Source organism: Kibdelosporangium phytohabitans (assembly GCF_001302585.1).
GTDB classification, from domain to species: domain Bacteria; phylum Actinomycetota; class Actinomycetes; order Mycobacteriales; family Pseudonocardiaceae; genus Kibdelosporangium; species Kibdelosporangium phytohabitans.
The window spans coordinates 9,761,558-9,785,737 of record NZ_CP012752.1 but is presented as its reverse complement, the minus strand read 5'-3'; the positions used below and the strand labels follow the sequence as shown (position 1 = coordinate 9,785,737).

22 protein-coding genes are annotated in these 24,180 nt (G+C 68.4%); 13 read left to right on the top strand and 9 right to left on the bottom strand.

Annotation, left to right across the window (positions count from 1 at the left end; genetic code table 11):
* Positions 1-106: 106 nt before the first annotated feature.
* From AOZ06_RS43600 to AOZ06_RS43585, 4 genes are read left to right on the top strand one after another with little or no spacing between them, the layout of a single operon-like run.
* Positions 107-1,504: an extracellular solute-binding protein gene (locus AOZ06_RS43600; protein ID WP_054294725.1), complete on the top strand. Its 1,398-nt coding sequence runs from the start codon at positions 107-109 to the stop codon at positions 1,502-1,504.
* A complete protein-coding gene (locus AOZ06_RS43595; RefSeq protein ID WP_083472327.1) occupies positions 1,491-2,366 on the top strand; it encodes a carbohydrate ABC transporter permease in 876 nt (291 codons plus the stop codon). Before AOZ06_RS43600 ends, AOZ06_RS43595 begins: the two co-directional genes overlap by 14 nt.
* The gene (locus AOZ06_RS43590; protein ID WP_054294723.1) at positions 2,363-3,184 is read left to right on the top strand and encodes a carbohydrate ABC transporter permease; all 822 of its coding nucleotides are present in this window, start codon (positions 2,363-2,365) and stop codon (positions 3,182-3,184) included. The genes AOZ06_RS43595 and AOZ06_RS43590 overlap by 4 nt, the downstream gene beginning before the upstream one ends.
* Positions 3,184-4,242: an ABC transporter ATP-binding protein gene (locus tag AOZ06_RS43585; RefSeq protein WP_054294722.1), complete on the top strand. Its 1,059-nt coding sequence runs from the start codon at positions 3,184-3,186 to the stop codon at positions 4,240-4,242. Before AOZ06_RS43590 ends, AOZ06_RS43585 begins: the two co-directional genes overlap by 1 nt.
* 319 nt (positions 4,243-4,561) lie before the next feature.
* Here the strand turns inward: AOZ06_RS43585 and AOZ06_RS43580 are convergent, their stop codons facing one another.
* Together AOZ06_RS43580 and AOZ06_RS43575 are read right to left on the bottom strand one after the other, a co-directional pair.
* Positions 4,562-5,545: a chitinase gene (locus AOZ06_RS43580; protein WP_054294721.1), complete on the bottom strand. Its 984-nt coding sequence runs from the start codon at positions 5,543-5,545 to the stop codon at positions 4,562-4,564.
* Between the two features lie 76 nt (positions 5,546-5,621).
* Complete coding sequence (locus tag AOZ06_RS43575; protein ID WP_054294720.1) at positions 5,622-6,224, bottom strand: nucleoside/nucleotide kinase family protein; 603 nt, start codon at positions 6,222-6,224, stop codon at positions 5,622-5,624.
* A gap of 46 nt (positions 6,225-6,270) precedes the next feature.
* Between AOZ06_RS43575 and dnaE the strand changes: the two genes are divergently transcribed.
* Entirely contained in the window at positions 6,271-9,834 is a 3,564-nt protein-coding gene (dnaE, locus tag AOZ06_RS43570) for a DNA polymerase III subunit alpha (protein ID WP_054294719.1), read from the top strand.
* On the opposite strand, the gene AOZ06_RS43565 is transcribed toward dnaE, so the two are convergent.
* Positions 9,800-10,648 carry a hypothetical protein gene (locus AOZ06_RS43565; protein WP_054294718.1) on the bottom strand — a complete coding sequence of 283 codons (849 nt, stop codon included), beginning with the start codon at positions 10,646-10,648 and terminating at the stop codon, positions 9,800-9,802. The genes dnaE and AOZ06_RS43565 overlap by 35 nt on opposite strands.
* 99 nt (positions 10,649-10,747) lie before the next feature.
* On the opposite strand from AOZ06_RS43565, the gene AOZ06_RS43560 reads away from it, so the two are divergent.
* Positions 10,748-12,028 carry an adenosylmethionine--8-amino-7-oxononanoate transaminase gene (locus tag AOZ06_RS43560; protein ID WP_054294717.1) on the top strand — a complete coding sequence of 427 codons (1,281 nt, stop codon included), beginning with the start codon at positions 10,748-10,750 and terminating at the stop codon, positions 12,026-12,028.
* A 143-nt stretch (positions 12,029-12,171) separates the two neighbouring features.
* Here AOZ06_RS43560 and AOZ06_RS43555 read toward each other — a convergent pair whose 3' ends face one another.
* Genes AOZ06_RS43555 through AOZ06_RS43545 form a run of 3 tightly spaced genes read right to left on the bottom strand, consistent with a single transcriptional unit; the run spans position 12,172 to position 15,244 of the window.
* Positions 12,172-12,972 (bottom strand): sugar phosphate isomerase/epimerase family protein, encoded by an 801-nt coding sequence (locus AOZ06_RS43555; protein ID WP_054294716.1) that lies wholly within the window; start codon positions 12,970-12,972, stop codon positions 12,172-12,174.
* Positions 12,969-14,096, bottom strand: a complete 1,128-nt coding sequence (locus AOZ06_RS43550; protein WP_218921878.1) for a dihydrodipicolinate synthase family protein — start codon at positions 14,094-14,096, stop codon at positions 12,969-12,971. Before AOZ06_RS43550 ends, AOZ06_RS43555 begins: the two co-directional genes overlap by 4 nt.
* Positions 14,093-15,244, bottom strand: a complete 1,152-nt coding sequence (locus AOZ06_RS43545; protein WP_054294714.1) for a Gfo/Idh/MocA family protein — start codon at positions 15,242-15,244, stop codon at positions 14,093-14,095. Before AOZ06_RS43545 ends, AOZ06_RS43550 begins: the two co-directional genes overlap by 4 nt.
* A 95-nt stretch (positions 15,245-15,339) precedes the next feature.
* Here AOZ06_RS43545 and AOZ06_RS43540 point away from each other — a divergent pair, with 95 nt between their 5' ends.
* From AOZ06_RS43540 to AOZ06_RS43520, 5 genes are all read left to right on the top strand, one after another.
* Positions 15,340-16,356 (top strand): LacI family DNA-binding transcriptional regulator, encoded by a 1,017-nt coding sequence (locus tag AOZ06_RS43540; protein ID WP_054294713.1) that lies wholly within the window; start codon positions 15,340-15,342, stop codon positions 16,354-16,356.
* Between the two features lie 57 nt (positions 16,357-16,413).
* A complete protein-coding gene (gene bioD, locus AOZ06_RS43535; protein WP_054294712.1) occupies positions 16,414-17,133 on the top strand; it encodes a dethiobiotin synthase in 720 nt (239 codons plus the stop codon).
* A gap of 88 nt (positions 17,134-17,221) precedes the next feature.
* Positions 17,222-18,238, top strand: a complete 1,017-nt coding sequence (bioB, locus tag AOZ06_RS43530) for a biotin synthase BioB (protein ID WP_054294711.1) — start codon at positions 17,222-17,224, stop codon at positions 18,236-18,238.
* Between the two features lie 14 nt (positions 18,239-18,252).
* Positions 18,253-18,450: a biotin synthase auxiliary protein BsaP gene (bsaP, locus tag AOZ06_RS62390; protein ID WP_054297359.1), complete on the top strand. Its 198-nt coding sequence runs from the start codon at positions 18,253-18,255 to the stop codon at positions 18,448-18,450.
* A 39-nt stretch (positions 18,451-18,489) separates the two neighbouring features.
* Positions 18,490-19,098, top strand: coding sequence for a DUF2567 domain-containing protein (locus AOZ06_RS43520; protein WP_054294710.1), 609 nt, complete (start codon positions 18,490-18,492; stop codon positions 19,096-19,098).
* Here AOZ06_RS43520 and AOZ06_RS43515 read toward each other — a convergent pair.
* Positions 19,095-19,802, bottom strand: coding sequence for a TetR/AcrR family transcriptional regulator (locus AOZ06_RS43515; RefSeq protein WP_054294709.1), 708 nt, complete (start codon positions 19,800-19,802; stop codon positions 19,095-19,097). The two genes, AOZ06_RS43520 and AOZ06_RS43515, sit on opposite strands and share 4 nt — an antisense overlap.
* Positions 19,803-19,908: 106 nt before the next feature.
* Between AOZ06_RS43515 and AOZ06_RS43510 the strand changes: the two genes are divergently transcribed.
* Positions 19,909-21,378, top strand: a complete 1,470-nt coding sequence (locus tag AOZ06_RS43510) for an MFS transporter (protein WP_054294708.1) — start codon at positions 19,909-19,911, stop codon at positions 21,376-21,378.
* A 31-nt stretch (positions 21,379-21,409) separates the two neighbouring features.
* On the top strand, positions 21,410-22,753 hold the full coding sequence (locus AOZ06_RS43505) for a serine hydrolase domain-containing protein (protein ID WP_054294707.1): 1,344 nt from the start codon (positions 21,410-21,412) through the stop codon (positions 22,751-22,753).
* On the opposite strand, the gene AOZ06_RS43500 is transcribed toward AOZ06_RS43505, so the two are convergent.
* Both AOZ06_RS43500 and AOZ06_RS43495 read right to left on the bottom strand, forming a co-directional pair.
* The gene (locus tag AOZ06_RS43500; protein WP_157233568.1) at positions 22,746-23,426 is read right to left on the bottom strand and encodes an LON peptidase substrate-binding domain-containing protein; all 681 of its coding nucleotides are present in this window, start codon (positions 23,424-23,426) and stop codon (positions 22,746-22,748) included. The two genes, AOZ06_RS43505 and AOZ06_RS43500, sit on opposite strands and share 8 nt — an antisense overlap.
* 19 nt (positions 23,427-23,445) lie before the next feature.
* Positions 23,446-24,150 carry an NUDIX hydrolase gene (locus AOZ06_RS43495; RefSeq protein ID WP_179950780.1) on the bottom strand — a complete coding sequence of 235 codons (705 nt, stop codon included), beginning with the start codon at positions 24,148-24,150 and terminating at the stop codon, positions 23,446-23,448.
* Positions 24,151-24,180: the final 30 nt, after the last annotated feature.

The window sequence follows — 24,180 nt, the reverse complement described above, 5'->3', positions numbered from 1 at the left end:
CCCGAACGGCTGGTCCGCTCTCTTGTCATTGATCACCCGTGAGGAGAGGATACGGCCACCCAACCGCCAGAAGTTCCGGTGAAGTTTCCACTTGGGAGGCGCGACGATGCGACTTGTACCCCTGTTGTCCCTGCTGGTGGTCGTGCCGTTGACAGTGGCCGGGTGTGTCGGCAAACCCGCTGATCAGAACGCCGGGCAGAACGCCGACGTCAAGGAGTTCACCCTCACCATCGGCGCGAACGCCCTGGCAGGCGGCAAGAACGAGAACACGGCCAAGTGGACCGTCGACCACGTCATCCCGAAGTTCGTGGAGGCACAGAAAGCAAAGGGCGTGACCGCCACGGTCAGGTTCGAGGGCAACGGAGCCGACGACAAGGACTACAAGACCAAGGTCGCGCTGGACCTCAAGACCGGCGGCGGCGCCGACGTCCAGGAGATCGACGGGATCTGGCTCGGCGAGTTCGCGCAGGCCGGACAGGCCAAGCCGCTGGCCGATCTGGTCGGGCAGGACAAAGTGGACGCGTGGGACGGCTGGTCGAAGATCCCCAAGGCGGTGGCGGCGCTCGGGGACTTCGACGGCAAGCGCTACGGCGTCCCGGTCGGCACGGACGGCCGCGTCCTGTACTTCAACAAGAAACTCTTCGCACAGGCCGGCCTGCCCGCCGACTGGCAGCCCCGCAGCTGGGACGACGTGCTGGAGGCGGGGCAGAAACTCAAGACCGTCCCGGGCGTCATCCCCATCCAGCTCAACGCGGGCACGGCGATGACCGAGGCCACGACCATGCAGGGCGTGCTCCCGCTGCTCGCGGGAACCGGGAAACCCGTTTACGACAACGGCAAATGGCAGGGCGCGAGCCGGAACCTGAAAGACGTGCTCGGGCTGTACCAGAAGATCTACTCCGGCGGCCTCGGCGACCCCCTGCTGCAGCAGGAGGCCAAGGGCCGCGACAAGTCCTTCGCCCAGTTCGCCGGCAACAAGATCGGCATCCTGCTGGAGAGCGACTACTTCTGGCGCTCGGTGGTCAACCCGGCCAACGGCGTCGCCAAGATGACCGACCGCGACACCGCTGTCGGCTGGGCGAAGATACCGGCCCAGCGCGCGGGTTCCGGAGTGGGCGGCCAGGACTTCGTGAGCATGTCCGGCGGGTCGATCCGGGTGGTCAACCCGAACACCAAGTACCCGCGTCAGGCGTGGGAACTGGTCCAGTTCATGAACTCGTTCGACGCGACCAAGGCACGGGTGGCCGGCACACCGCAGATCACCGTCCGCAGCGACGTCAACGACGACGTGCTCAAGGGGGACCCGATGCTCTCGTACGTCAGCAAGGAAGTCCTGCCGATCACTCGCTACCGGCCTGGCCTGGCGCAGTACACCCAGATCTCCGCGGCGTTGCAGCAGGCAACCGCGGACGTGGTCGCGGGCAAGAGCCCGGACGACGCGGCCGCGGCCTACCAGCAGGCGGCAGTGAAGGCTGTCGGTGAGGCCAGCGTTGCCGTCGACTGACTCGGCGGGCCTCGGCCGGGGCAGGGCGCTGGCGTTCGTCGCGCCCGCGCTGGTGCTGATCGGGATCTTCCTGGTCTTCCCCGCGCTCTGGAGCATCTACATCGGACTGACCGACTACACGCTGACCGGTCCGTCGTCGGTGAACCCGCAACTGGTCGGCACCGGCAACATCACCGGGGCGCTGAGCGACCCGCTGTTCGGCAACTCGCTGTGGTTGACGCTGCTGTTCGTCTTCGGCTCGGCGATGATCGGGCAGAACGTCCTGGGCTTCACGCTGGCGTGGTCGCTGCGCGGCGCGCGCCGCTGGCTGCGGCGCCTGGTCGAAGGGCTGGTGCTGCTGGCGTGGATCCTGCCGAGCACGGTCGTGGCCTACCTGTGGGTCGCCGTGCTCGACAGGGACGGCGGCACGCTCAACGCCCTGCTGAACACGCCGGGCACGGCGTGGCTCGTGCAGTACCCGATGGCGAGTCTGATCGTGTTCAACCTGTGGCGTGGCACGGCTTTCTCCATGCTGCTCTACAGCTCGGCGCTGAATGTCGTGCCGCCGTCGCAGCTGGAGACCGCGAGGATGGTCGGAGCGGGCCGGTTCAGCACGCTCAAGGACGTGGTGTTCCCGCACATCCGTGGTCACGTGCTGACGAACACCCTGCTGATCACCCTGTGGACGGCCAACGACTTCACGCCGTTCCTGCTGACGTCCGGCGGGCCGGACCACCGGTCGGAGACGCTGCCGGTGTTCATCTACCAGCAAGCGCTCGGTTCGGGGGCGCTGGGATACGCGTCGGCGATCTCGTTCCTGCTGCTGCTCGTGAACCTGGTGATCGCCCTGGTGTACCTGCGGTTGCTGCGGAGGCGCGGATGACGACATCGCTTGTGCTGCGCAGGATCGGCTACAGCGCGTTCTTCGCGGTGGTCCTGGCGTTCTTCGCGGTCCCGATGCTGTGGCTGGCGAGTGCCCCGTTCGACAGCAGACCGGGCCTGGGCCTGCGCTGGCCGGACTGGACGTTCGACAACGTGACAGCCACGTTCGACCACCCGTACGCGTTGACGTCTCTGGTGAACTCGTTGGTGTTGTGCGGATTGGCGATGATCGTCACGACCGTTCTCGCGGCCGGCGCGGCGTACGCGTTGTCCCGCGTGCGGATACCCGGCAGAGACGTGCTGTTGTACGTGCTGCTGCTGTTGTCGAGCGTGGTCACGGGAACCGCGGCGATGGTGCCGATCTTCGTGATGATGTACCAGCTCGGCCTGATCAACTCGCAGTACGGCACAGCGCTGGTGATCGCGGGCGGCATGCTCCCGGCGGCGATATTCATCCTCAAGGACTTCGTCGACGCCGTCCCGCGCTCGTACGAGGAATCGGCCAGGGTGTTCGGAGCGTCACCCTGGCAGATCCTGCTGCACGTCGTCCTGCCGATCGCGCGGCCGGGCATCGCGACCATCGTGGTCTGGGCGTTCGTCCAGGCGTGGGGCAACTTCCTGCTGCCGTTCCTGCTGCTGCGGGACATCACCAGCCAGCCCGCCGCAGTGCTGATGCGGACCCTGTACGACGAGGGCGGCAGCGCGAACCTGACGGTGATCCCGGTGTTCTCGCTGCTGTACTCCATTCCAGTCGTGGCGCTGTACCTGTTCGTGAGCAAGCGATACGGCTTCCGGTTCCACGGAGGGATCAAAAGCTGATGGCGAGGATCAAAGCACAAGCACTGTCCACCGTGTACCCGAACGGGGTGCGCGCGGTGGACGCGCTGGACCTGGAGATAGCCGACGGGGAGTTCTTCGCCCTGCTGGGCCCGTCGGGCTGCGGGAAGACGACACTGCTGCGCACCCTGGCAGGCCTGGAACAGGCCAGTGAGGGCACGGTGGCGATAGGCGAGAAGGACATGACCGCCGTGGAACCGGGCCGCCGCAAGGTGGCGATGGTGTTCCAGGACTACGCCCTGTTCCCGCACATGACAGTCGCGGAGAACATCGCGTACCCGCTGAAGGTCCGCCGTCAGCCCAAGGCGACCCAGCGCGAGGTCGCGGAAAGGACAGCGAACAGCCTGAGCCTGGCGGGCCTGCTGGACCGCAGGCCGGGTCAGCTGTCCGGCGGGCAGCAACAACGGGTGGCGCTGGCTCGCGCGGTGGCGATCGACGCGGACGTGCTGCTGCTGGACGAGCCGCTGTCCAACCTGGATGCCAGACTGCGCCTGGAAGCGAGGACGTTCCTCAAACGCCTGCAGCGGGAGATAGGCATCACCACGGTCTTCGTCACCCACGACCAAGCCGAGGCACTGGCGCTGGCCGACCGGATAGCGGTGATGGAATCCGGCAGGATCCGTCAGCTGGGCAGCCCGAGGGAGGTGTTCGGCCGCCCGTCGGACACGTTCGTGGCGAACTTCATCGGCTCAACCCCGATGAACCTCCTTGACGGAACAATCGAAGGAGGAAACCTGGCAGTGGCCGGAGCGACCCTGCCCACACCGGCAGCACTACCGGACGGCACGAAGGTGACGGTCGGCATCCGCCCGGAGTACCTGACGCGGGAACCAGCCGGGCGGGGAATCACCGGAACAGTCTCGACCATCGAGAACCTCGGCGTGAGCTCACTGGTGACGCTCGAGTGCCCGGACGGCAGCCTCCTGGGAATGACAGTCCGCGAACAACACGAACCGCGGGCAGGCGCGGAGATCACGGCGGTACCCGAGCAGGGCCGCCTTCTGCTGTACAGCAAGGAAGACGGCACCCTGCTCGCATAGAGCCCGAGCCCGGGCCCGAGAGAAGAGAACGGGAGAACGTGGGGCAGAGGAGCGCGAGCAAGACATGCTTTCCAGGGGCGAAAAGACCGAAAACCCGAGAACGGCGCCGATTTCACATGGAGCGGAATGGCCTTGGGCCTGACCGCGCGGAGAGCCCCGCAGCCATACGAAGCCGTGTGAGCATGCCCCCTGGGCGGGGCTCCACCTTTTGCGCTCTCCGAGGCCATTCCGGAGGCTCCGTGTCAAATCGGCGCCGCCCCAGTCCGTCTGGAGCCCAAACACCGCGGCATGGCGAAAAGCATGCCGAAACAGCGGAAGGTCAACCGGTGAACCCGGCGAATATCCGCGAGAACTCGTAGGGCGACTGGGCGACGTTGGTGCACCGGTGGAGAGCGCCGTTGCAGGCGTTGGCGTCCCGGCCCTGTTCCCAGGTCGACAGCATCCCGAGGTGGACGGAAGAGGCGAAACCGACCAAGGCCCGAGCGTCCTTCTGCAGGAAGATCTCGTTGCGCGAGTCGTTGACACCGAGCATCGGGGTGACGCCGATCCTCTTCCACGCGACGGCGTCATCGGAGATCCCGAGCACGCTCTTGACCTGTGCGTGAGTGGACTTGGCCGCGGCGATGGCCTTGGCGCCCTGATCCGCCGGTCCCTGGTAGTAGTCCATCGCCATCACGTTCACGAGATCCAGGTTCACACCGGCGTTCTTGGCCTGTTGGACGACGTTCACGCCGTCGGCGGTCAGTCCGGTTGGCAGAACAGGCAGCGTGAGCGAGATCTTCAGGCCGGGATTGCGGTCCTGCAGGATCTTCATCGCCTGCGAACGCCGTGCGATCGTGGCCGGGTCGGCGACAGCCGATCCTTCGATGTCGAAGTCCACGTACTTCAACGCGTATGCCTTGACCACAGCGTCGTATTCGGCGGCCAGCGCGGCCGGAGTCATGCAGTAGTAGGCCAACTCGATCCCGGACGCGCCGCCGAAGGAGATCTTCACGTCGCCACCAGCGGCGCGGAGCTTGTCGATCTCCTCGCGCTGCCAGCCCGAGCGCGGGTCGTAGGCGGCGAACCAGCTCGCCTTGCAGCCGCTCGAGGTGATGAAGCCGAGGGTGAAGCTCTTGACGTTCCCCTGGGTGGCCATTGTGGACAGTACGGGTGTCGGCCACGCGCCCATGTCGACGTACGGCGCGACCGAGGTCGCCGTGGCCGAAGTCGTCGCTGTCGTCGCTGTCGTTGTGCCGGCGTGCCCGGCCTGGACCGGGAAGAGGGCGGCGGCAACGACCGCCGCGACCAGGATCTTGCGCATGATGGAACCTCCGCGGGCAGGGTGTGCGGAATCTCATCAATTGGTATAGACCATCTGGCGGCGAATGGCCAGATCCCTAGGTGGTTCGCATCGCCGGGTGGTTCGGGTCGTCGAACCTGACCGCCACGTCCGCGGTGGTCAACGGGTCGACTTCGGTGTCGTACCTGGTGAAGACGGGCAGGCTCCACACGTCGCCCGGATCGGTCCGCCTGCTCAGCGCCCCGGCCGACAGCCACAGGCTGACCGTCAGGTCGAACGGCAATCCGCGACCCAGCAACAGTTCACCGTCGATCACCACCACGCCCTGCGGCGACAGCGGAACGTAGCCGGCGCGGGTGGCGCGATCGGTCCGCGCGTTCCACAACGACGGCAGGACTTTGTCGCCGGCCAGCACTTCGCGGCGCAGCGCGCCTTCGTCCAGCCAGGACGTGTACCGGGACTCCTCGTCGGTCCTGCCCTGCTCGAAGCGCAGCGACGCGGGCCGGAGGAAGTCTTGCGCGCGCACCCGGACCACCGGCCGCCCCAGCACCCGCAGCGGGTCGACCAGCGCGTCGGCGAACTCGCCGGGCCGGGCGGCCGCCGCGCCGTCGATCGCCACCCTGACCTGGCCGGGCACGGCAGTTGTGCACGAGACGACATGATCGACAAGTGCGGCGTAGGACACAGGTTGGAATCGCACAGCACCCAAGATTGTCAGATGTTCGTGTCGGGTGTGGTGGGCGTCGATGGAACGTTTAGGGTGGTGGATCGTGGCCGCTGACTCCTTCACTCACCTTCATGTGCACACCGAGTACTCGATGCTCGACGGAGCGGCGAAGCTGAAGGACATGTTCGCCCAGTGCGAGGCGCTGGGCATGACGTCCGTCGCGATCACCGACCACGGTCACATGAACGGTGTCTACGACTTCTTCAAGCAGGCGACGGCCGCGGGCATCAAGCCCATCCTCGGCATCGAGGCCTACCTCGCCCCCGGTTCGCGGCACGTGAAGGACCGCGTCCGCTGGGGTGACCCGTCGCAGAAGTCCGACGACGTCTCGGCCAGCGGCGCCTACACCCACCAGACGATCTGGGCGCGCAACGCCGAGGGCCTCGGCAACCTCATGCGCGCCGCCAGCCTCGCCTCGATGGAGGGCCAGCTGGGCAAGTGGCCGCGGATGGACAGGGAGCTGCTGGCGAGCCTGTCCAACGGCCTGATGGCCACGACCGGCTGCCCGTCCGGCGAGGTGCAGACCCGGCTGCGCCTCGGCCACTTCGACGAGGCCGTCAAGGCCGCGGGTGAGTGGCAGGACATCTACGGCAAGGACAACTTCTACGTCGAGCTGATGAACCACGGCATCGACATCGAGCTCAAGGTCCGCAACGAGCTGCTCGACGTGGCCAAGAAGGTGGGCATCCCCTTCGTGGTCACGAACGACTCGCACTACACGTACGAGCACGAGCGCGACGCCCACGACGCGTTGCTCTGCGTGCAGACCGGCAAGACGATGCAGGACCCGACCAGGTTCAAGTTCGACGGCTCCGGTTACTACCTGAAGTCGCCCGACGAGATGCGCGCGATCGACTCGTCCGACGCCTGGCAGGAGGGCTGCCGCAACACCCTGCTGATCGCCGAGAAGGTCTCGACGGAAGGCATGTTCACCTCCCGCAACCTGATGCCGAAGTTCCCCATCCCCGACGGGATGACCGAGGGTGAGTACTTCAAGCAGCAGGTCTGGGAGGGCATGCACCGCCGCTTCCCGGACGGCGTCGACGACCTGCACAAGCAGCAGGTCGAGTTCGAGATCGGCGTCATCCTGCAGATGGGTTTCCCCGCGTACTTCCTCGTGGTCGCGGACCTGATCAACTGGGCCAAGTCCAACGGCATCCGGGTGGGCCCCGGCCGTGGTTCGGCCGCGGGCGCGCTGATCGCGTACGCGATGGGCATCACGGACCTCGACCCGCTGGCCCACGGGCTGATCTTCGAGCGGTTCCTCAACCCGGACCGTGTGTCCCCGCCCGACATCGACATCGACTTCGACGAGCGCCGTCGCGGTGACGTCATCCGGTACACCACGGAGCGGTGGGGCGAGGACAAGGTCGCCCAGGTGATCACGTTCGGCACGATCAAGGCCAAGGCCGCGATCAAGGACGCCGCCCGTGTGCTGTTCGGCCAGCCCGGCTACGCGGTGGCCGACCGGATCGCCAAGGCCTACCCACCGGCGGTGATGGCCAAGGACATCCCGCTGTCGGGAATCCACGACCCGCAGCACAAGCGGTACAAGGAAGCCACCGAGATCCGGGCGCTCTACGACCAGGACCCGCAGGTCAAGCAGATCATCGACACCGGAAAGGGCCTGGAGGGCCTGATCCGCAACGCCGGTGTGCACGCCTGTGCGGTGATCCTGTCCGCCGAGCCCCTGCTGGACGTGATCCCGCTGTGGAAACGCCCGCAGGACGGCTCGATCATCACCCAGTTCGACTACCCCACGTGCGAGTCGCTTGGCCTGCTGAAGATGGACTTCCTTGGCCTGCGCAACCTGACAGTCATCGACGACTGCCTGCGCAACATGGAGCTCAACGGCAAACAACCGATCGACCTGCAAACGCTTTCGCTGGACGACAAAGCCACCTACGAGCTGCTCTCCCGCGGCGACACGCTCGGCGTGTTCCAGCTGGACGGCGGGCCCATGCGTGACCTGTTGCGCCTGATGCGACCCGACAACTTCGAGGACATCTCGGCCGTGGGCGCGCTGTACCGGCCGGGCCCGATGGGTGCCAAGTCGCACACGAACTACGCCCTGCGCAAGAACAAGCAGCAGGAGATCACGCCGATCCACCCGGCACTGGCCGAGGCGCTCGAAGACATCCTGGGCACGACGTACGGCTTGATCGTGTACCAGGAGCAGGTCATGGCCATCGCCCAGAAGCTCGCCGGGTACACGCTCGGCCAAGCAGACCTGTTGCGTCGAGCGATGGGTAAGAAGAAGAAGGAGATCCTGGACAAGGAGTACGCCGGGTTCGAGAAGGGCATGCTGGACAACGGCTACCCCAAGGACGCGGTCAAGACCCTCTGGGAGATCCTGGTCCCGTTCGCCGACTACGCGTTCAACAAGGCCCACTCGGCCGCGTACGGCCTGGTGTCGTACTGGACGGCGTACCTGAAGGCGAACTACCCCGCCGAGTACATGGCCGGCCTGCTCACGTCCGTGCGTGACGACAAGGACAAAGCAGCCATCTACCTGGCCGAGTGCCGCAAGATGGGGATCACGGTGCTGCCGCCGGACGTCAACGAGTCCGCCCGCGACTTCGCGCCGGTCGGCGACGACATCCGCTTCGGCCTCGGCGCGATCCGCAACGTCGGCGCCAACGTCGTCGACTCGATCATCAAGGCCCGCAACGAGAAGGGCGCGTTCGTCGACTTCTCGGACTTCCTGCGCAAGGTCGACGCGCAGGCGTGCAACAAGAAGGTCGTCGAGTCGCTGATCAAGGCAGGCGCGTTCGACTCGCTCAAGCACCCGCGCAAGGGCCTGTTCCTCGTGCACACCGACGCGATCGACGCGGTGATGGACACCAAACGCGCCGAGGCCGTCGGCCAGTTCGACCTGTTCGGCGGCGGTGACTCGGCCGACGACGACGTGTCGTCGGTGTTCGACGTGAAAGTGCCGGAAGACGCCTGGGAGACCAAGCACCAGCTCGCCCTCGAACGGGAGATGCTGGGTCTGTACGTCTCCGGGCACCCGCTCGACGGCGTCGAGCACATCCTGTCCGCGCAGACCGACACGCCGATCGCGGCGATCCTGGAAGGCACGGTCAACGACGGCGCCCAGGTGACCATCGGCGGCATCCTCGCCTCGGTGACGCGGCGGGTGAACAAGAACGGCGAGCCGTGGGCGTCCGCCCAGCTGGAGGACCTCGCCGGTGGCATCGAGGCGCTGTTCTTCCCGAAGACCTACTCGGTGATCGGGATGAGCGTGGTCGAGGACGCGATCGTGCTGGTCAAGGCCAGGGTGGCCAAGCGCGACGACCGGATCTCGCTGATCGCCAACGACCTGGTCGTGCCGGACCTGGAGGCGATGGCGGGCAGCCAGCCGTTCCGCGTCAGCATGCCCGCGTCCAAGTGCACGCCGGACATCGTCGCCCAGCTGAAGGAAGCCCTGTCGACGCACCCCGGCACCACCGAGGTGCACCTGCGGCTGATCAACGGTTCACGCAAGACCCTGCTGAAGCTCGACGACACCCTGCGGGTCAACCCGAACCCGGCACTGATGGGCGACCTCAAGGCGTTGCTCGGACCGGCCTGCATGGCTTGACCGCCCCGGCCTGGCCCGCCAGCGTCAGCTGGTGGCGGGCCATGGCCGCGACGGGCGCGTACGAACCGGACAGCAGGGCCTCGTAGTCCTCGGCGAGCATGGCGACTTCGGCTGTGGTCGGGGCGAGTGCCTTGTGCAGGACCAGGAAACCGTTCAGGTCGGCGGTGCGGCCGCCGCGCCGCAGCCGGAACAGGCAGCCTTCCAGCAGCATCGTGCGGTCCAGCGCCGGGTCGTTCGCCAGTTTCGCAGGCCAGCCACCGGCTTCCAGCAGCGGACCGACACCGTCCACTTCGAACAGGCGGCGGGCCAGCGCCGAGCGGCCGGTGTCGGCGTGGCCGGTGGCGATCCACGAGTAGACGAGGCCGTCGGTGGCCAGCGGCGCGATGCCGGTGTGCGACGCGAGACTCGTGACCAGGCGGCGCAGGTCCTCGTCGAGCCGGTCCGGCGGCAGCCGCAGCGCCAACCGGTCGACCAGGTCCGGCAGCCACGACACCTGCCGGTCCCGCAGCACTGCCACGACCAGGTCGATCACGTCCGTCCCGGTTTCGTCCTCACGCAGGCCGTTGCGGGTGACCCACACCGCCACACTGGACGCCGTGGGCAGCAACGCGGCCCCGGCGACCGTGAGCGCGCACAGCCTCGGACCCCAGTGCCGTTTGCTGACGAATGTGCCGGTCCGCAGTTCTTTCTCGTACGCCCGCAGCGGCTCGACCAGCGCCTTGCGGGTCGCGGCGGTCAGGTTGTGCGTCAGGCGCACGACGTTGCCGGGATCACCGCCGTCGATGATCGGGTGCAGAGCGGTCCACTCGGTCACGGCAGCTGACGATAGCCTGCCGTCGGCGGACCAGGCCTGATGGGATGGATGTCGCTGAATAGGTCCCAAGATGCGACCAATTGGCACTAGTGTCGGTCCGTGGACGTCGCCGAGCTGATCGCGTTGGACCGCGCGCACGTCTGGCATCCGTATGGTCCGATGCCGGGCACCAGGGACCCGTACGTCGTGGAATCCGCGTCGGGGGTCCGACTGCACTTGGCCGACGGCCGTGACCTGGTCGACGGCATGTCCTCATGGTGGGCCGCCATCCACGGCTACCGGCACCCGGAGCTCGACAAGGCCATGGCCGACCAGGCGGGCCGGATGAGCCACGTGATGTTCGGCGGACTGACCCACGAACCGGCCGTGCGGCTCGCGTCCCGTCTGGTGCAGATCACACCGACACCGTTGCGGCACGTGTTCCTCTCCGACTCGGGGTCGGTTTCCGTCGAGGTCGCCATCAAGATGTGCCTGCAGTACTGGCGCTCCACCGGCCGTCCGGACAAGCGCCGCCTGCTGACGTGGCGCGGCGGGTACCACGGCGACACGTTCCACCCGATGAGCGTCTGTGACCCGGATGGGGGGATGCACTCGCTGTGGCGTGGCGTCCTGCCGGAGCAGATCTTCGCCCCGGCGCCTCCGGCGGGGTTCGACGCGGGCGTCGACCACGAGTACGTCGCCACGCTCGCGGACCTGATCGAGCAGCACGCCGACGAGCTGGCCGCCGTGATCGTCGAGCCGCTGGTCCAGGGCGCGGGCGGGATGCGTTTCCACGACCCGCGCTACCTGCACATCCTGCGTGAGCTGACGCTGGCCAACGACGTCCTGCTGATCTTCGACGAGATCGCGACCGGCTTCGGCCGCACGGGGACGCTGTTCGCCGCCGACCACGCCGCGGTCAGCCCGGACGTGATGTGCCTCGGCAAGGCGCTCACCGGCGGTTACCTGTCGATGGCCGCCACGCTGTGCACCTCGCAGATCGCCGAGGGCATCTCGCAGGGCGACCTGCCGGTGCTCGCGCACGGACCGACTTTCATGGGCAACCCGCTGGCGTCGGCGATCGCCAACGCCAGCCTCGACCTGCTGCTCGGCGGCGACTGGGCCGACGACGTACGCCGGATCGAGCACGGCCTGGTCACCGGCCTGGAGGCCGCGCTGGACCTGCCCGGGGTGGTGGACGTCCGCGTGCTCGGCGCGATCGGGGTGGTCCAGCTCGACCACCAGGTCGACATCACCGCGGCGACGAAGGCGACCGTCGAGGAAGGCGTGTGGCTGCGGCCGTTCCGGGATCTGATCTACACGATGCCGCCGTACATCACGGGTGACGAGGACCTCGCGTTGATCACGAAGGCTCTGTGCGCCGCGGTCGCTGTGGGCTGACGCGCAGCAGCTGTGCCGCCGCTGCGGTCCGGTCGTCGACGGTCCCGTCAGGGCGACGGCGACGACCGCGATCACTGTGGAGATCCCGCCCGCCAAGGCAAGTGCGGACATGGCCATGCCGTGCTGTGCGGTTTCGGTCTTGGTCAGAGAACGTGCTCCTGGTAGGTGCCGATCACGCGGTCGACCACTTCGTCACCGGGTGAGTCCCAGATCGACTGGTTGAAGATCTCCACCTCGATCGGGCCCGCGTAGCCGGTGGCGTCGACCGCCGCCCGCAGCCGCCGCAACTCGATGCAGCCGTCACCCATCATGCCGCGCCCGAGCAGCACACCTTCCGGCAACGGCGTGATCCAGTCGCACACCTGGAAGATGGAGATCCGCCCGGCGGCTCGCGCGATCGCCTGGTACACACCGGGATCCCACCAGATGTGGTACGTGTCCACGCACACGCCGACCTGGTTGGCCGGGAACAGCAGCGCCATGTCCAGCGCCTGGTCCAGAGTGGACACCACGCACCGGTCGGCCGCGAACATCGGGTGCAGCGGCTCGATCGAGAGCTGGACGCCCTGCGCCGCGGCGTAGGGCGCCAGTTCGGCGATCGAGTCGATCACGTTCTGCCGAGCCCCGTCGATGTCGGAGCTGCCCGGCGGGAGGCCGCCGGACACCAGTACCAGGATCGAGGTGCCCAGTGCCGCGGCTTCGTCGATCGCCTTGCGGTTGTCGGCGATCGCGTCGGCGTCGGCGAAGAAACCACCACGGCACAACGAGGTCACGGTCAAGCCCGCGTCCCGCGCCAGCTTGGCTGTCTTCTCGAGGCCGTGGTCGGCCACCGGGCCGCGCCACAGGCCCACCTGGGTGACGCCAGCCCGCGCGCAGCCGTCCACAAAGGAGGGAATATCCCATTGGGTGGTGGTCGCCTGGTTGAGGCTCAGCCGGGAAGTCACGTCGACACCTCCAGGAACGCGCGCATCCGGCCCGCGGCCAGATCCGGGTCGGGCAGCAGTCCGGCCGCGTCGGCCAGCTTGAACAGCTCCACCAGGTGCGGCACCGAACGCGCGCTCTCCAGTCCGCCGACCATCCTGAAATGGGTCTGGTGCCCGGCCAGCCACGCCAGGAACACGATGCCCGTCTTGTAGTAGTACGTCGGTGTGCCGAAGATGTGCCGTGACAGCGGCACTGTCGGCGCCAGGATCTCGTTGTACGTGGCGGTGTCCGAGGCGTCCAGCGCGCGGACGGCGGCTGCCGCCGCCGGGGCGATCGCGTCGAAGATGCCGAGCAGCGCGTCGCTGTAGCCCGCCGAATCGCCCAGGATCAGCTCGGGGTAGTGGAAGTCGTCGCCCGTGTAACACCGAACCCCGGTCGGCAGACGGCGGCGCAGGTCCACTTCCCGTGACGCGTCCAGCAGCGAGATCTTCACACCGTCCACAGCGGACCCGTGCGACTCGATGATATCCAGGAAAACGCCGGTCGCCGCGTCCAGGTCCGCCGAGCCCCAGTAGCCGTCCAGCGCCGGGTCGAACATCGGGCCGAGCCAGTGCAGGATCACCGGCGCCGACACCTGGCGCAACAAGTGCCCGTACACCCGGTGGTAGTCATCAGGTCCGGCCGCGGCGGCGGCCAGTGCCCGGCTGGCCATCAGGATCACCTGACCACCGGTCTCCTCGATCACCGCCACCTGCTCGGTGTAGGCCTCGACGACCTCGTCGACCGTGTGCGGTCCCGGGGCGAGCTGGTCGGTTCCCGCGCCGCACGCGAACGGCCCCGCCGCGTTCGCCCCGGTGCGGCGGATCAGTTCCCTGGTCGCGGCCCAGTCCAGGCCCATTCCGCGTTGTGCGGTGTCCATCGCTTCCGCGACACCGAAACCGTGCTCCCACAGGTGGTTGCGGTAGGCGAGGGTGGCGTCCCAGTCGACGGCTGCCGGGCTGCCGGGGGTGTTGTCCCCCAACGGGTCCGCGACCACGTGGGCCGCCGCGAGCAGCCGGCGGCTCAGCGGCGCGGGCCCGGGGGAGTACCCGCCGGAGGACCGGAGGCGGTACGGGCCGGTCGGCAGTTCGATGATCACACTCACAGCTCCAGGTCCGGAATGGACAACCGCAGGCCTTCCTTCGCCGAGCGCAGCCCGAGTTCGGCGAGCTGCACGCCACGCGCACCGGCCAGCAGGTCCCAGTGCCACGGCGTGTCCAGCACGACGTGCTTGAGGAACAGCTCCCACTGGGTCTTGAACCCGTTGTCGAACACCCGGTTGTCCGGGACTTCCTGCCACTGCGACCGGAAGTCCTCGGTCGGTGGCAGGTCCGGGTTCCACACCGGCATCGGCGTCGCCGAGCGGTGCTGCACGCGGCACCGCCGCAGACCGGCGACCGCGCTGCCTTCCGTACCGTCCACCTGGAACTCGACGAGCTCGTCGCGGAAGACCCGCGTCGCCCACGACGAGTTGATCTGCGCGACGATGCCGCCGTCGAGCTCGAAGATCCCGTACGCCGCGTCGTCGGCGGTCGCCCGGTACTCGGCGCCCTGCTCGTCCCAGCGGGCCGGGATGTGGGTCGCGGCAAGGGCTTGCACGCTCAGCGGCTTGCCGAAGACGTGGTTGAGCACGTACTGCCAGTGGCAGAACATGTCCAGGATGATCCCGCCGTCGTCCTCGGCGCGGTAGTTCCACGACGGCCGGTTGATCGGCTGCCAGTCGCCTTCGAAGACCCAGTAGCCGAACTCGCCGCGCACCGACAGGATCCGGCCGAAGAAGCCGCCGTCGACCAGCCGTTTGAGCTTCAGCAGGCCGGGCAGGAAGATCTTGTCCTGCACCACGCCGTTCTTCACGCCCGCGTCCTTGGCCAGCCTCGCCAGCTCCAGCGCGGTCGCCAGGTCCGACGCGGTGGGCTTCTCGCAGTAGACGTGCTTGCCCGCGGCGATCGCCTCGCGCACGGTCCGCTGCCGCTCGCCGGTGACCAGCGAGTCGAAGTAGACCCGCACACCGGGGTCGGCCAGCGCCTCGGTGAGGTTCGTGGTCCACGGCAGGTCGTGCTCGTCGGCGATCGCCTTGACCTTGTGCTCGTTGCGGCCGATCAGGACCGGTTCCGGCCAGATCACGCTGCCGTCGCCGATCGGGATGCCGCCCTGTTCCCTGATCGCCAGTACCGACCGCAGCAGGTGCTGCCGCAGCCCCATCCGCCCGGTCACGCCGTTCATCGCGATACCGATCGGCCGCCGATCCGCCATGGTCTCCCCTTCTCGGCGTAGAAAGCGCTTACTATCAGCGTAAGCTAGGCAGGCACCGGACCGGGTGTCAATAGGCTGTGCTGGGAGGTAGCCGGATGGCGGCGACATTGGCGGACGTCGCGGCACGTGCGGGAGTGTCCACCGCGACCGTGTCGCGGGTGCTCAACGGCAACTATCCCGTCTCCGCGGTCACGCGCGACCGCGTGCACCGCGCGCTGGGTGAGCTCGACTACGTGGTCAACGGCCCGGCCAGGGCCCTGGCCGCGGCGACGTCCGAGGTGATCGGCGTGATCGTCAACGACGTGTCCGACCCGTTCTTCTCCATCCAGGCCAGCGGCACGCAGTGGGAAGCCGCGAGCGCGGACCTGCTCGCCGTGATCTGCAACACGGCCGGTTCACCGTCGGACGAGCTGAAGTACATCAGCTTGCTGCTGCGCCAACGGGTTCGCGGCGTGGTGCTGACCGGCGGCACCCGTGAGGAGCCGGAACACCTGCGAGCCATCGCGAAGCTCATCGGCCAGGCGCTGTCGGCGGGCACCGCGGTGGTCATGTGCGGACGGCCCGCGCCGCCGGGCATCGACGTGCCGTGCGTCGCGTTCGACAACGAGGGCGGTGCACGCGCCCTGACCAGGCACGTGATCACGATGGGGCACAGGCGGATCGCGTACGTGGCCGGTCCTGCGGGCAACAGCACGACCACCGCGCGGCTCAAAGGCCACCGCTCGGCGCTCGACGAGCACGGCATCGAACCCGCGGCGGTGGTGCACGGTGATTTCTCCCGCGCGTCCGGTTTCGACGCGGCGATGGAGCTGGTCGGCGCCGACGTCACGGCGATCATCGCGGGCAACGACCTGATGGCGCTCGGGGTGATCGCGGCGCTGCGGCAGCGCGGAATCCGGGTGCCGCAGGACATCTCGGTGGCGGGCTTCGACGACCTGCCGTCCGCCGTCGACGTCGTCCCGGCGTTGACGACCGTGCGGTTGCCGCTGGACCAGGGCGCCCGCCGGGCAGGCCGGATCGCGAGCGGCGTGGAGACCGTGACCGGCCCGACGAAGCTCTGGCTGCCCGCCGAGCTGATGGTCCGTGACTCTGTGGCGAAACGCACGGAGTAAGCGCTTTCCCGGCCCCGGCGTGTCGTACCCCGGGTACTGCTCGTAATCTGGTTCGACGTGAGCGTGATCGTGGTCACCGGTACTGGGACCGAGGTTGGCAAGACGATCGTCACATCGGCGATCGCCGCGTTGGCGAAGGCCGACGGCAGGCGAGTCGCCGTGGTCAAGCCCGCACAGGCGGGCCTCAACGAGGACGGCACGGGTGACCTGGACACCGTCCGAAGACTCGCGGGCGACGTGACCACGGTCGAGCTGGTCCGTTACCTCGACCCGCTGGCGCCGGAGACCGCCGCCCGCCGCAGCGGCATGCCGACGATCGGGCCCGCCGACATCGCCGAGGCCGTGTCGAGGCTGGACGAGGACCACGACCTGGTGATCGTCGAAGGCGCGGGTGGCCTGCTCGTGCGGTTCGACAGCAACGGCTCGACGATCGCGGACGCCGCGTGGGCGATGGGCGTGCCCGTCGTGGTCGTCGCGTCCGCCGGGCTCGGCACGTTGAACGCGACCGCGCTGACCGCCGAGGCGCTGCTGCGCCGGGGCATCGAGTCGCTCGGCGTGGTGATCGGCAGTTGGCCGGCCGAGCCCGATCTGGCCACCCGGTGCAACCTCGAGGACCTGCCGGTCGCGGCGGGTGCTCCGCTGCTGGGCGCGCTGCCGCACGGCGCCGGTGCGCTGGAACAGGCGCGCTTCGTCGAGACGGCCCGCGCGGGGCTCTCGCCGTGGTTCGGCGGCGAGTTCGACCCCGAGCAGTTCGCGATGACCTACAAGTCCTCGTGACCAGCTGAGTGAGATACGTCCCTCACCGCACGGCCGCATCTGAGGCAGACTTGCCAGTCGCGACAGGAACTGGCTCAGGGAGGACCCGTTGACGGCTGCGGCTGAGAAGACCGGCATTCTCGGAATCGCGCGCGAGCAGGTGCTCGAGCGCGGCGTCGGACTGTCCCAGGAACAGCTCGTCGAGGTGCTCAACCTGGGTGACGACAAGCTGGAGGAGCTGCTGGGCCTCGCGCACGAGGTCCGGATGCGCTGGTGCGGGCCCGAGGTGGAGGTCGAGGGCATCATCAGCCTGAAGACCGGCGGCTGCCCGGAGGACTGCCACTTCTGCTCGCAGTCCGGCCGGTTCCCCACGCCGGTGCGCTCCGCGTGGCTGGACATCCCCGGCCTGGTCAAGGCCGCACGGCAGACGCTGGCCGCCGGTGCGACGGAGTTCTGCATCGTCGCGGCGGTCCGCGGCCCGGACGAGCGCCTGCTCTCCCAGGTCCGCGACGGCATCAAGGCCATCCGCGAGGACGGCAACGACATCCAGATCGCCTGCTCGCTCGGCATGCTCACACAGGAGCAGGTCGACGAGCTCGTCGAGATGGGCTGCCACCGCTACAACCACAACCTCGAGACCGCCCGCTCGCACTTCCCGAACGTGGTCACCACGCACGCGTGGGAGGAGCGCTGGGAGACCCTGCGGATGGTCCGTGCAGCGGGCATGGAGGTCTGCTCCGGCGGCATCATCGGCATGGGGGAGTCGATCGAGCAGCGCGCCGAGTTCGCGGTGCAGCTCGCCGAACTGGAGCCGGACGAGGTGCCGATGAACTTCCTCATCCCCAACCCCGGCACGCCGTACGAGAACTACCCGATCGTGGAGGGCCCGGAGGCGCTGCGCACGGTCGCCGCGTTCCGCCTGGCCATGCCGCGCACCATGCTGCGGTTCGCCGGCGGCCGTGAGCTCACCCTCGGTGACCTCGGCGCGGAGAAGGGCATGCTCGGCGGCATCAACGCCATCATCGTCGGCAACTACCTGACCAACCTCGGCCGCCCGGCCAGCCAGGACCTGGACATGCTGGCCGAGCTGAAGATGCCGATCAAGGCGCTGAACGAGACGCTGTGACCCACGCCGATCCCGTGACCTACTGTGGCTGGTGCGGCAAGCCCGGCACCGAAGGTGTGCACGAACAGTGCCGCAAACGGCTGGCGCTGGTCGACCCGCCGCGCTTCTGCGAACACTGCGCGCGGCGGATGGTCGTTCAGGTGACCCCGGGCGGGTGGTCGGCCCGGTGCAGTCGGCACGGCGAGTCAACATCCGCACCGGTCACGGGATAAGCTCGTCTCCCTGGGGAGACGAGAAGGTGAGGTTCGGCTGTGGCGGAACAGCCCGTCGAGGCGCAGCAACGGAATGCGCCATCGGAGGTTCCGCTCTACCCGCCGTACGGCATGCCGTACCACCTCCCGCCCCAGCCGAGGTCACGCGTAGTGATCAAAGCCGATCTGCTGCCCGCGATCAGCGTGCTGTCGCTGGTGAGCCTGGTCGGTGTCCCGCTGGCATGGCTGTGGGCGCAGCTCGCGCCGAGCCAGCTCAAGCAGGTCACGGTGCGCGGCCCGATCCCGTTGACCGCCGAGAGCTACCACCGCTTCGACTCGATCGCGGTGTTCGTGCTGCTGGGGCTGGGCGCCGGGCTGGTCGTCGGCGTGGCCGTGTGGTTCATGCGGGAACGCCGCGGACCGGTCACGATGATCGCCGCTGTGCTGGGTTCCCTGGGCGCGGCATATCTGGCCACCTTGATGACCGGGATGTTCACCGGGTGGATCTACGACGTGCCGTCGGCGACGAACGTCGGTGACCAGGTCACGGTCCCCCCGACGCTGGAGTCCGTCTGGGTGATCCTGGCCCAGCCGCTGGCCACAGCGCTGGCGTACGGCGTTCTGGCCGCGTGGAACGGGATGGACGACCTAGGCCGCCGTCTGGGCTAGCCGCGGCTGCGCTTGGCCACCAGGCCGTCGAGTACCGCGTCGAGTCCGTGGGTGAACATGACCTCCACGGTGTTCGCTGCCGCCGCTTCGATTGACGCGGTGAGCCGGGGGTAGGGAGCGGCCGCCGCGAGGACGATCGGCTGGATCCGTTCCGCCCACTGCTCGTTGCTCAGGCCGCTGCGGGCCAACGACGTCTGCCACGCGGCGACGCCGACCCCGGAGCCGATCACGTAGGCCTGCACGGCACGCAGCGCGAGGTCGCTTTCGGCCAGGCTGAAGCCGCCCTTCTCGAACAGCGCGAGCATGCCGTCGCTCATCCGCATCACGTTCGGTCCCAGGTAGGACAGGCCGATCTGGCCGAGGACCGACGCCACCCACGGGTGGTTGTTGATCATCGCGAGGCTGCTGTGCGCGCAGCCGGTGACGCCTGCCCGCCAGTCGGTCCCGTCGGCGGGCGGCACCTCGATCTCGCCGTGTACCTCGTCGATCGCCAGCTCGATCAGCTCGTCCTTGTTGGCCACATGCCGGTAGAGCGAGGTCGCGCCCGCGTTGAGGCGTTTGCCCAGGTTGCGCATGCTCAGCGCGTCCAGGCCCTCGGTGTCCAGCAGTGCGATGGCCTCGCTGACGATCTGGTGCTGGCTCAGGGCCGGCTGGTCGCGGTTCTTCTTCGGCCGCGCCCACACGGACGGGATGTCGCTGTTCATGTGTTCACGGTAGCGCACGATGTGCGCTCTTGCATCAGCGTTCGCAGTGTGCGTACAGTGTGCGCATCCACGGAACAACGTACGCAAACCGAGGGGACTGAGTCGGATGCAGGAGCGGAACCCACGCCGCTGGTGGATCTTGGTGGTACTGGTGCTCAGCACATTGGTGCTGGTCATCGACAACATGGTGCTGACCGTGGCGGTCCCGCCGCTGAGCGAGGACATCGGCGCGGGCCCGCAGGACATCCAGTGGATCCTGGATTCCTACATCCTCGTCTTCGCCGGGCTGCTGCTCACCTCGGGCAGCCTCGGCGACCGGTTCGGCCGCCGGAAGATCATGATCATCGGCCTGGTGCTGTTCGGTACCTCGTCACTGCTGGCGGCCTTCGCCGCCGACCCGGCCCAGCTGATCATCGCGCGGACGGTGATGGGCGTCGGCGGTGCGTTGATCATGCCCAGCACGTTGTCCATCCTGATCACGGTCTTCGACGACAAGGAACGCCCCAAGGCCATGGCCGTGTGGAGCGCCGCCGCGACGGTCGGCTTCGTCGGTGGTCCGGTGCTGGGCGGTGCGCTGATCGCGTGGTTCTGGTGGGGCGCGGTGTTCCTGATCAACGTGCCGATCGCCGTGCTGGCCATCGTCGCCGCGATCGCGCTGATGCCGGAGTCCAAGGGCCCGTGGCAGAAGCCGGACCCGCTGGGCGCGCTGCTGTCCGCCGCCGGGATGACCGCGTTCGTCTGGACGATCATCGAGCTGCCCAAGTACTCGTTCACCGACGCCGAGGTGCTCGTCCCGCTGGCGGTCGCCGTCGTGAGCCTGACCGCGTTCGTGCTCTGGGAGAAGCGCACCCCGTCGCCCATGGTCCCGCTCAAGCTGTTCAAGGCCCGCAACTTCAGCGGCGGCAGCTTCTCGTTGACGCTCGTGCAGATCGGCAACGGCGGCCTGATGGTCGTGGTCACCCAGTACCTGCAGTTCGTGCTCGGCTTCACGCCGACCGAGGCCGGTCTCGCGTTCCTGCCGATGGCCGTCGGTTCGCTGCTGTTCAACGGCCTCGGCGCCACGCTCGGCCAGAAACTGGGCAACAGGCTGATGGCGTGCGTCGGCCTGGCCGTGATCGCCGGTTCGTTCTTCTTCCTCGCCACGCTCTCGGCGGACTCGGGATTCGTGGGCATCGGCACGGCCCTGTTCGTGCTCGGCGCCGGTGGCGGCCTGGCGATGCCCGCCGCGATCGCCGCGCTGATGGGCACGGTCCCGGCGGAGCAGGCCGGTGTCGGCTCGGCGCTCAACGACACCATCCAGCAGCTGGGTGCCGCGCTCGGCGTGGCCGCGCTGGGCAGCATCCTCAGCGGCGCCTTCGCCACGGAGATGCCCGCCGGTTCGCCCGCGTCCTTCGGTGACGCCATCCGCGTTCCCGGCCTCGCCGGCACCGCACGGACCGCCTTCACCGACGCGATGTCCACCACCTTCGTGATCAGCGGGATCGCCGTGCTGGTCGCCTCGGCGCTCGCCCTGATCGTCATGCGGGACAAGAAGACCGACGACACCGCCGCCGAGCAGCCCGCCGTCGTCCACTGACGACTCGTCACCACGCGAAGGAAACCAGGACATGAACACCGCACACTGGCAGCAGCGGCTCGACGACCTGCGCGCGGAGCACCGCGTCCCCGGCGCCGGGCTGGCGATCCTGGCCGACGGCGAGATCCACGAACTGGCAAGCGGTGTCCTGCACAGGGCAACCGGCGTCGAGGCCACGCCGGACTCGGTGTACCAGCTCGGGTCGATCGCCAAGGTCTACACCGCGACTCTCGTGATGACGCTGGCCGAGGAAGGCAAGCTCGACCTGGACGCCCCGGTCGTGGACGTGCTGCCCGAGTTCACCACCGCCGACCCGCACGCGGCGAGGGTCATCACACCGCGCCAGTTGCTCAGCCACACCAGCGGTTTGACGTGTGACTTCGTCCACGACACCGGCCGCGGCGACGACTGCCTGGCCAAGTACGTCGAAGCCGCCGAGGACGTGGCGCTGGACTGCCCGCCCGGGGTCGCGGTGTCCTACAGCAGTGTCGGGATGGCCGTCCTCGGCCGGATCGCCGAGGTGCTGACCTGCCAGACCTGGGACCAGGCCCTGCGGGAGCGGGTGTTCCAGCCGCTCGGCCTGACGCACTCGATGACCCTCCCGGAGGAGGCGCTGAGCTTCCGGGCCGCCATGTCCCACCTCGGCGAGCCCGGCGCGTACCCGGACCCGGCGCCCGCGTGGGATCTGCTCCCACGCTCGGCCGGACCGGGCGCCAGGGTCATCGCGTCCGCGGGCGACATCGTCCGGTTCGCCAAGGCGCACCTGGACGGCGGTGCCGGCGTGCTGGAGCCGGAAACCGTCGCGGCCATGCAGAAGCGCGTGGTCGACGTACCGGACAAGTGGACAGTCAGCGCGGACGGCTGGGGCCTGGGCTGGACGCTGTACGACTGGGACGGCCGATTCGGCTACGGCCACGACGGCGCCGCCGTGGGCCAGTACGCGTACCTGCGGGTGATCCCGGACTCGGGCGTTGCGATCGCGTTGACCACCAACGGCGGTGGCGCGCGTCAGCTCTACTACTCGTTGTTCAGCGAGCTGTTCGCCGAACTGGCCGGGATCACGCTGCCGGAGCCGTTCGCGGCGCCCGCGCAGCCACCCGCGGTCACGATCGGCAAGTACGCGGGGACGTACAGGCGAGAGGGCGTCGTGATCACGGTCGACGAGAACGCGCACCTCACCTACGAGTTCGTCGACGGGATGAAGGGCCTGGCGCCGACGATCGAGTCCGACATGGTGCCCGTCTCCGAGACGGTGTGGGCCGCGGGCGGTGCCGGTCCGTCGTTCAGCGAAGGCGCGATGCCGGTGGTGTTCGCCGAACTGGACGGCCACGACTACTGCTACGTCGGCATGCGGGCCGCGCCGAAAACTAGTTGAGGTTCATCTTCGTGGCGAACGCCGATGCGGGAGCGGGGACAGCGCGCAGCGCCGCGATGATCCCCGCTTCTCGCGTGAGCAGCGAGTAGACCATCCGCAGCCGGTGCGCCGCCCTGGTTTCCTCGAGCAGGGCCTGGCGGTCCTCGATCGGCAGCAGGGCGTCGGCGGCCAGCAGGTGCGCCAGGTCGGCCGGGTCGGTGTCGTCCGCGGGCTCGTCCCAGTCGCCCTTTTCCCAAGCGGTGTCGCAGTAACGGCGATATGCCGCTCGTGCCGAGTCGGCCAGTGAGCCGATCCGCTCGGCCATCGCGGGCGGTGTCCTGGTGTCCGGGATCCAGTCGACGGTGCCGATGAGGTACGGCGCGCTCGTCGAGTCGAGGTCCAGCAGCCGGAACCGCCGCTCACCGGTGGTGATGATGTCGTAGCGGCCGTCGGGCAGGCGGGTGGCCTGCCGCAGGACCGCCGAACACCCGATCGGCAGCAGCTGGTCCACCTTGTCGACTTCCTCGGCGACCGGTGCCTTCATCGCGATCACGCCGAAGCGCTTCTCCGGCACGGTCCCGGTGACCAGGTCGACGGTCAGCTGCCGGTAGCGCGGCTCGAAGACGTGCAGGGGCAGGTTCGCGCCCGGCAGCAGCACTGTCTGCAGGGGAAACAGCGGAAGCGTCGCGGGCACACCAGTCAAAGTACGGGCATCACCGGGTTTTCGCAGCGGGCGGGCGCAGAACGGCGAACTCGTCGGTGACCTGCATGCCACGCACAGTGAAGTGGAACAGCGCGGCCGGACGGCCGCCCGCCCGGCCCGGCTTCGTCGTTTCCCCAGTTGGTTCCAGCAGTCCACGCCTGGACAGCACTCGCTGCAGGTTCGTCGACGACACGCTGTACCCGAGCGCCGCCGAGTAGATCTCCCGCAGTTCGGACATGGTGAACGCGGGCGGGGCCAGCGCGAAGCCGATGTTGGTGTACGACAGCTTCGAGCGCAGCCGGTGCTGGGCCCGCCGCACGATCGACTCGTGGTCGAAAGCGGTCGTGGGCAGGTCGTCCACCGGGTGCCAGCGGGTGTCCGGCGGCACTTCGGGGTCGTTGTCGGACGGCACGAGCCCGAGGAACGCCGACGCGACCAGACGAGGTCCGGGCACGCGGTCGGGAGCGGAGAAGACGGCCAGCTGCTCGACGTGTGCGAGTTGTCTCACATCGACTTTTTCCTTCAGCTGGCGCCGGATCGAGTGCTCGATGTCCTCGTCGAGGCGGAGCATGCCGCCGGGCAGCGCCCAGCGGTGCACATCGGGCTCCTGGGCCCTTTCCCACAGCAGGACCTGGAGTGATCCGTCTCTCACTTGCAGGACCGCGGCCAAAACCTCATGGCCGAGCAGGGGTGGCGCGGTGGTAGCATCAGGCATGTTTTCGATCCTTAGGCGAAAACCTCGGGA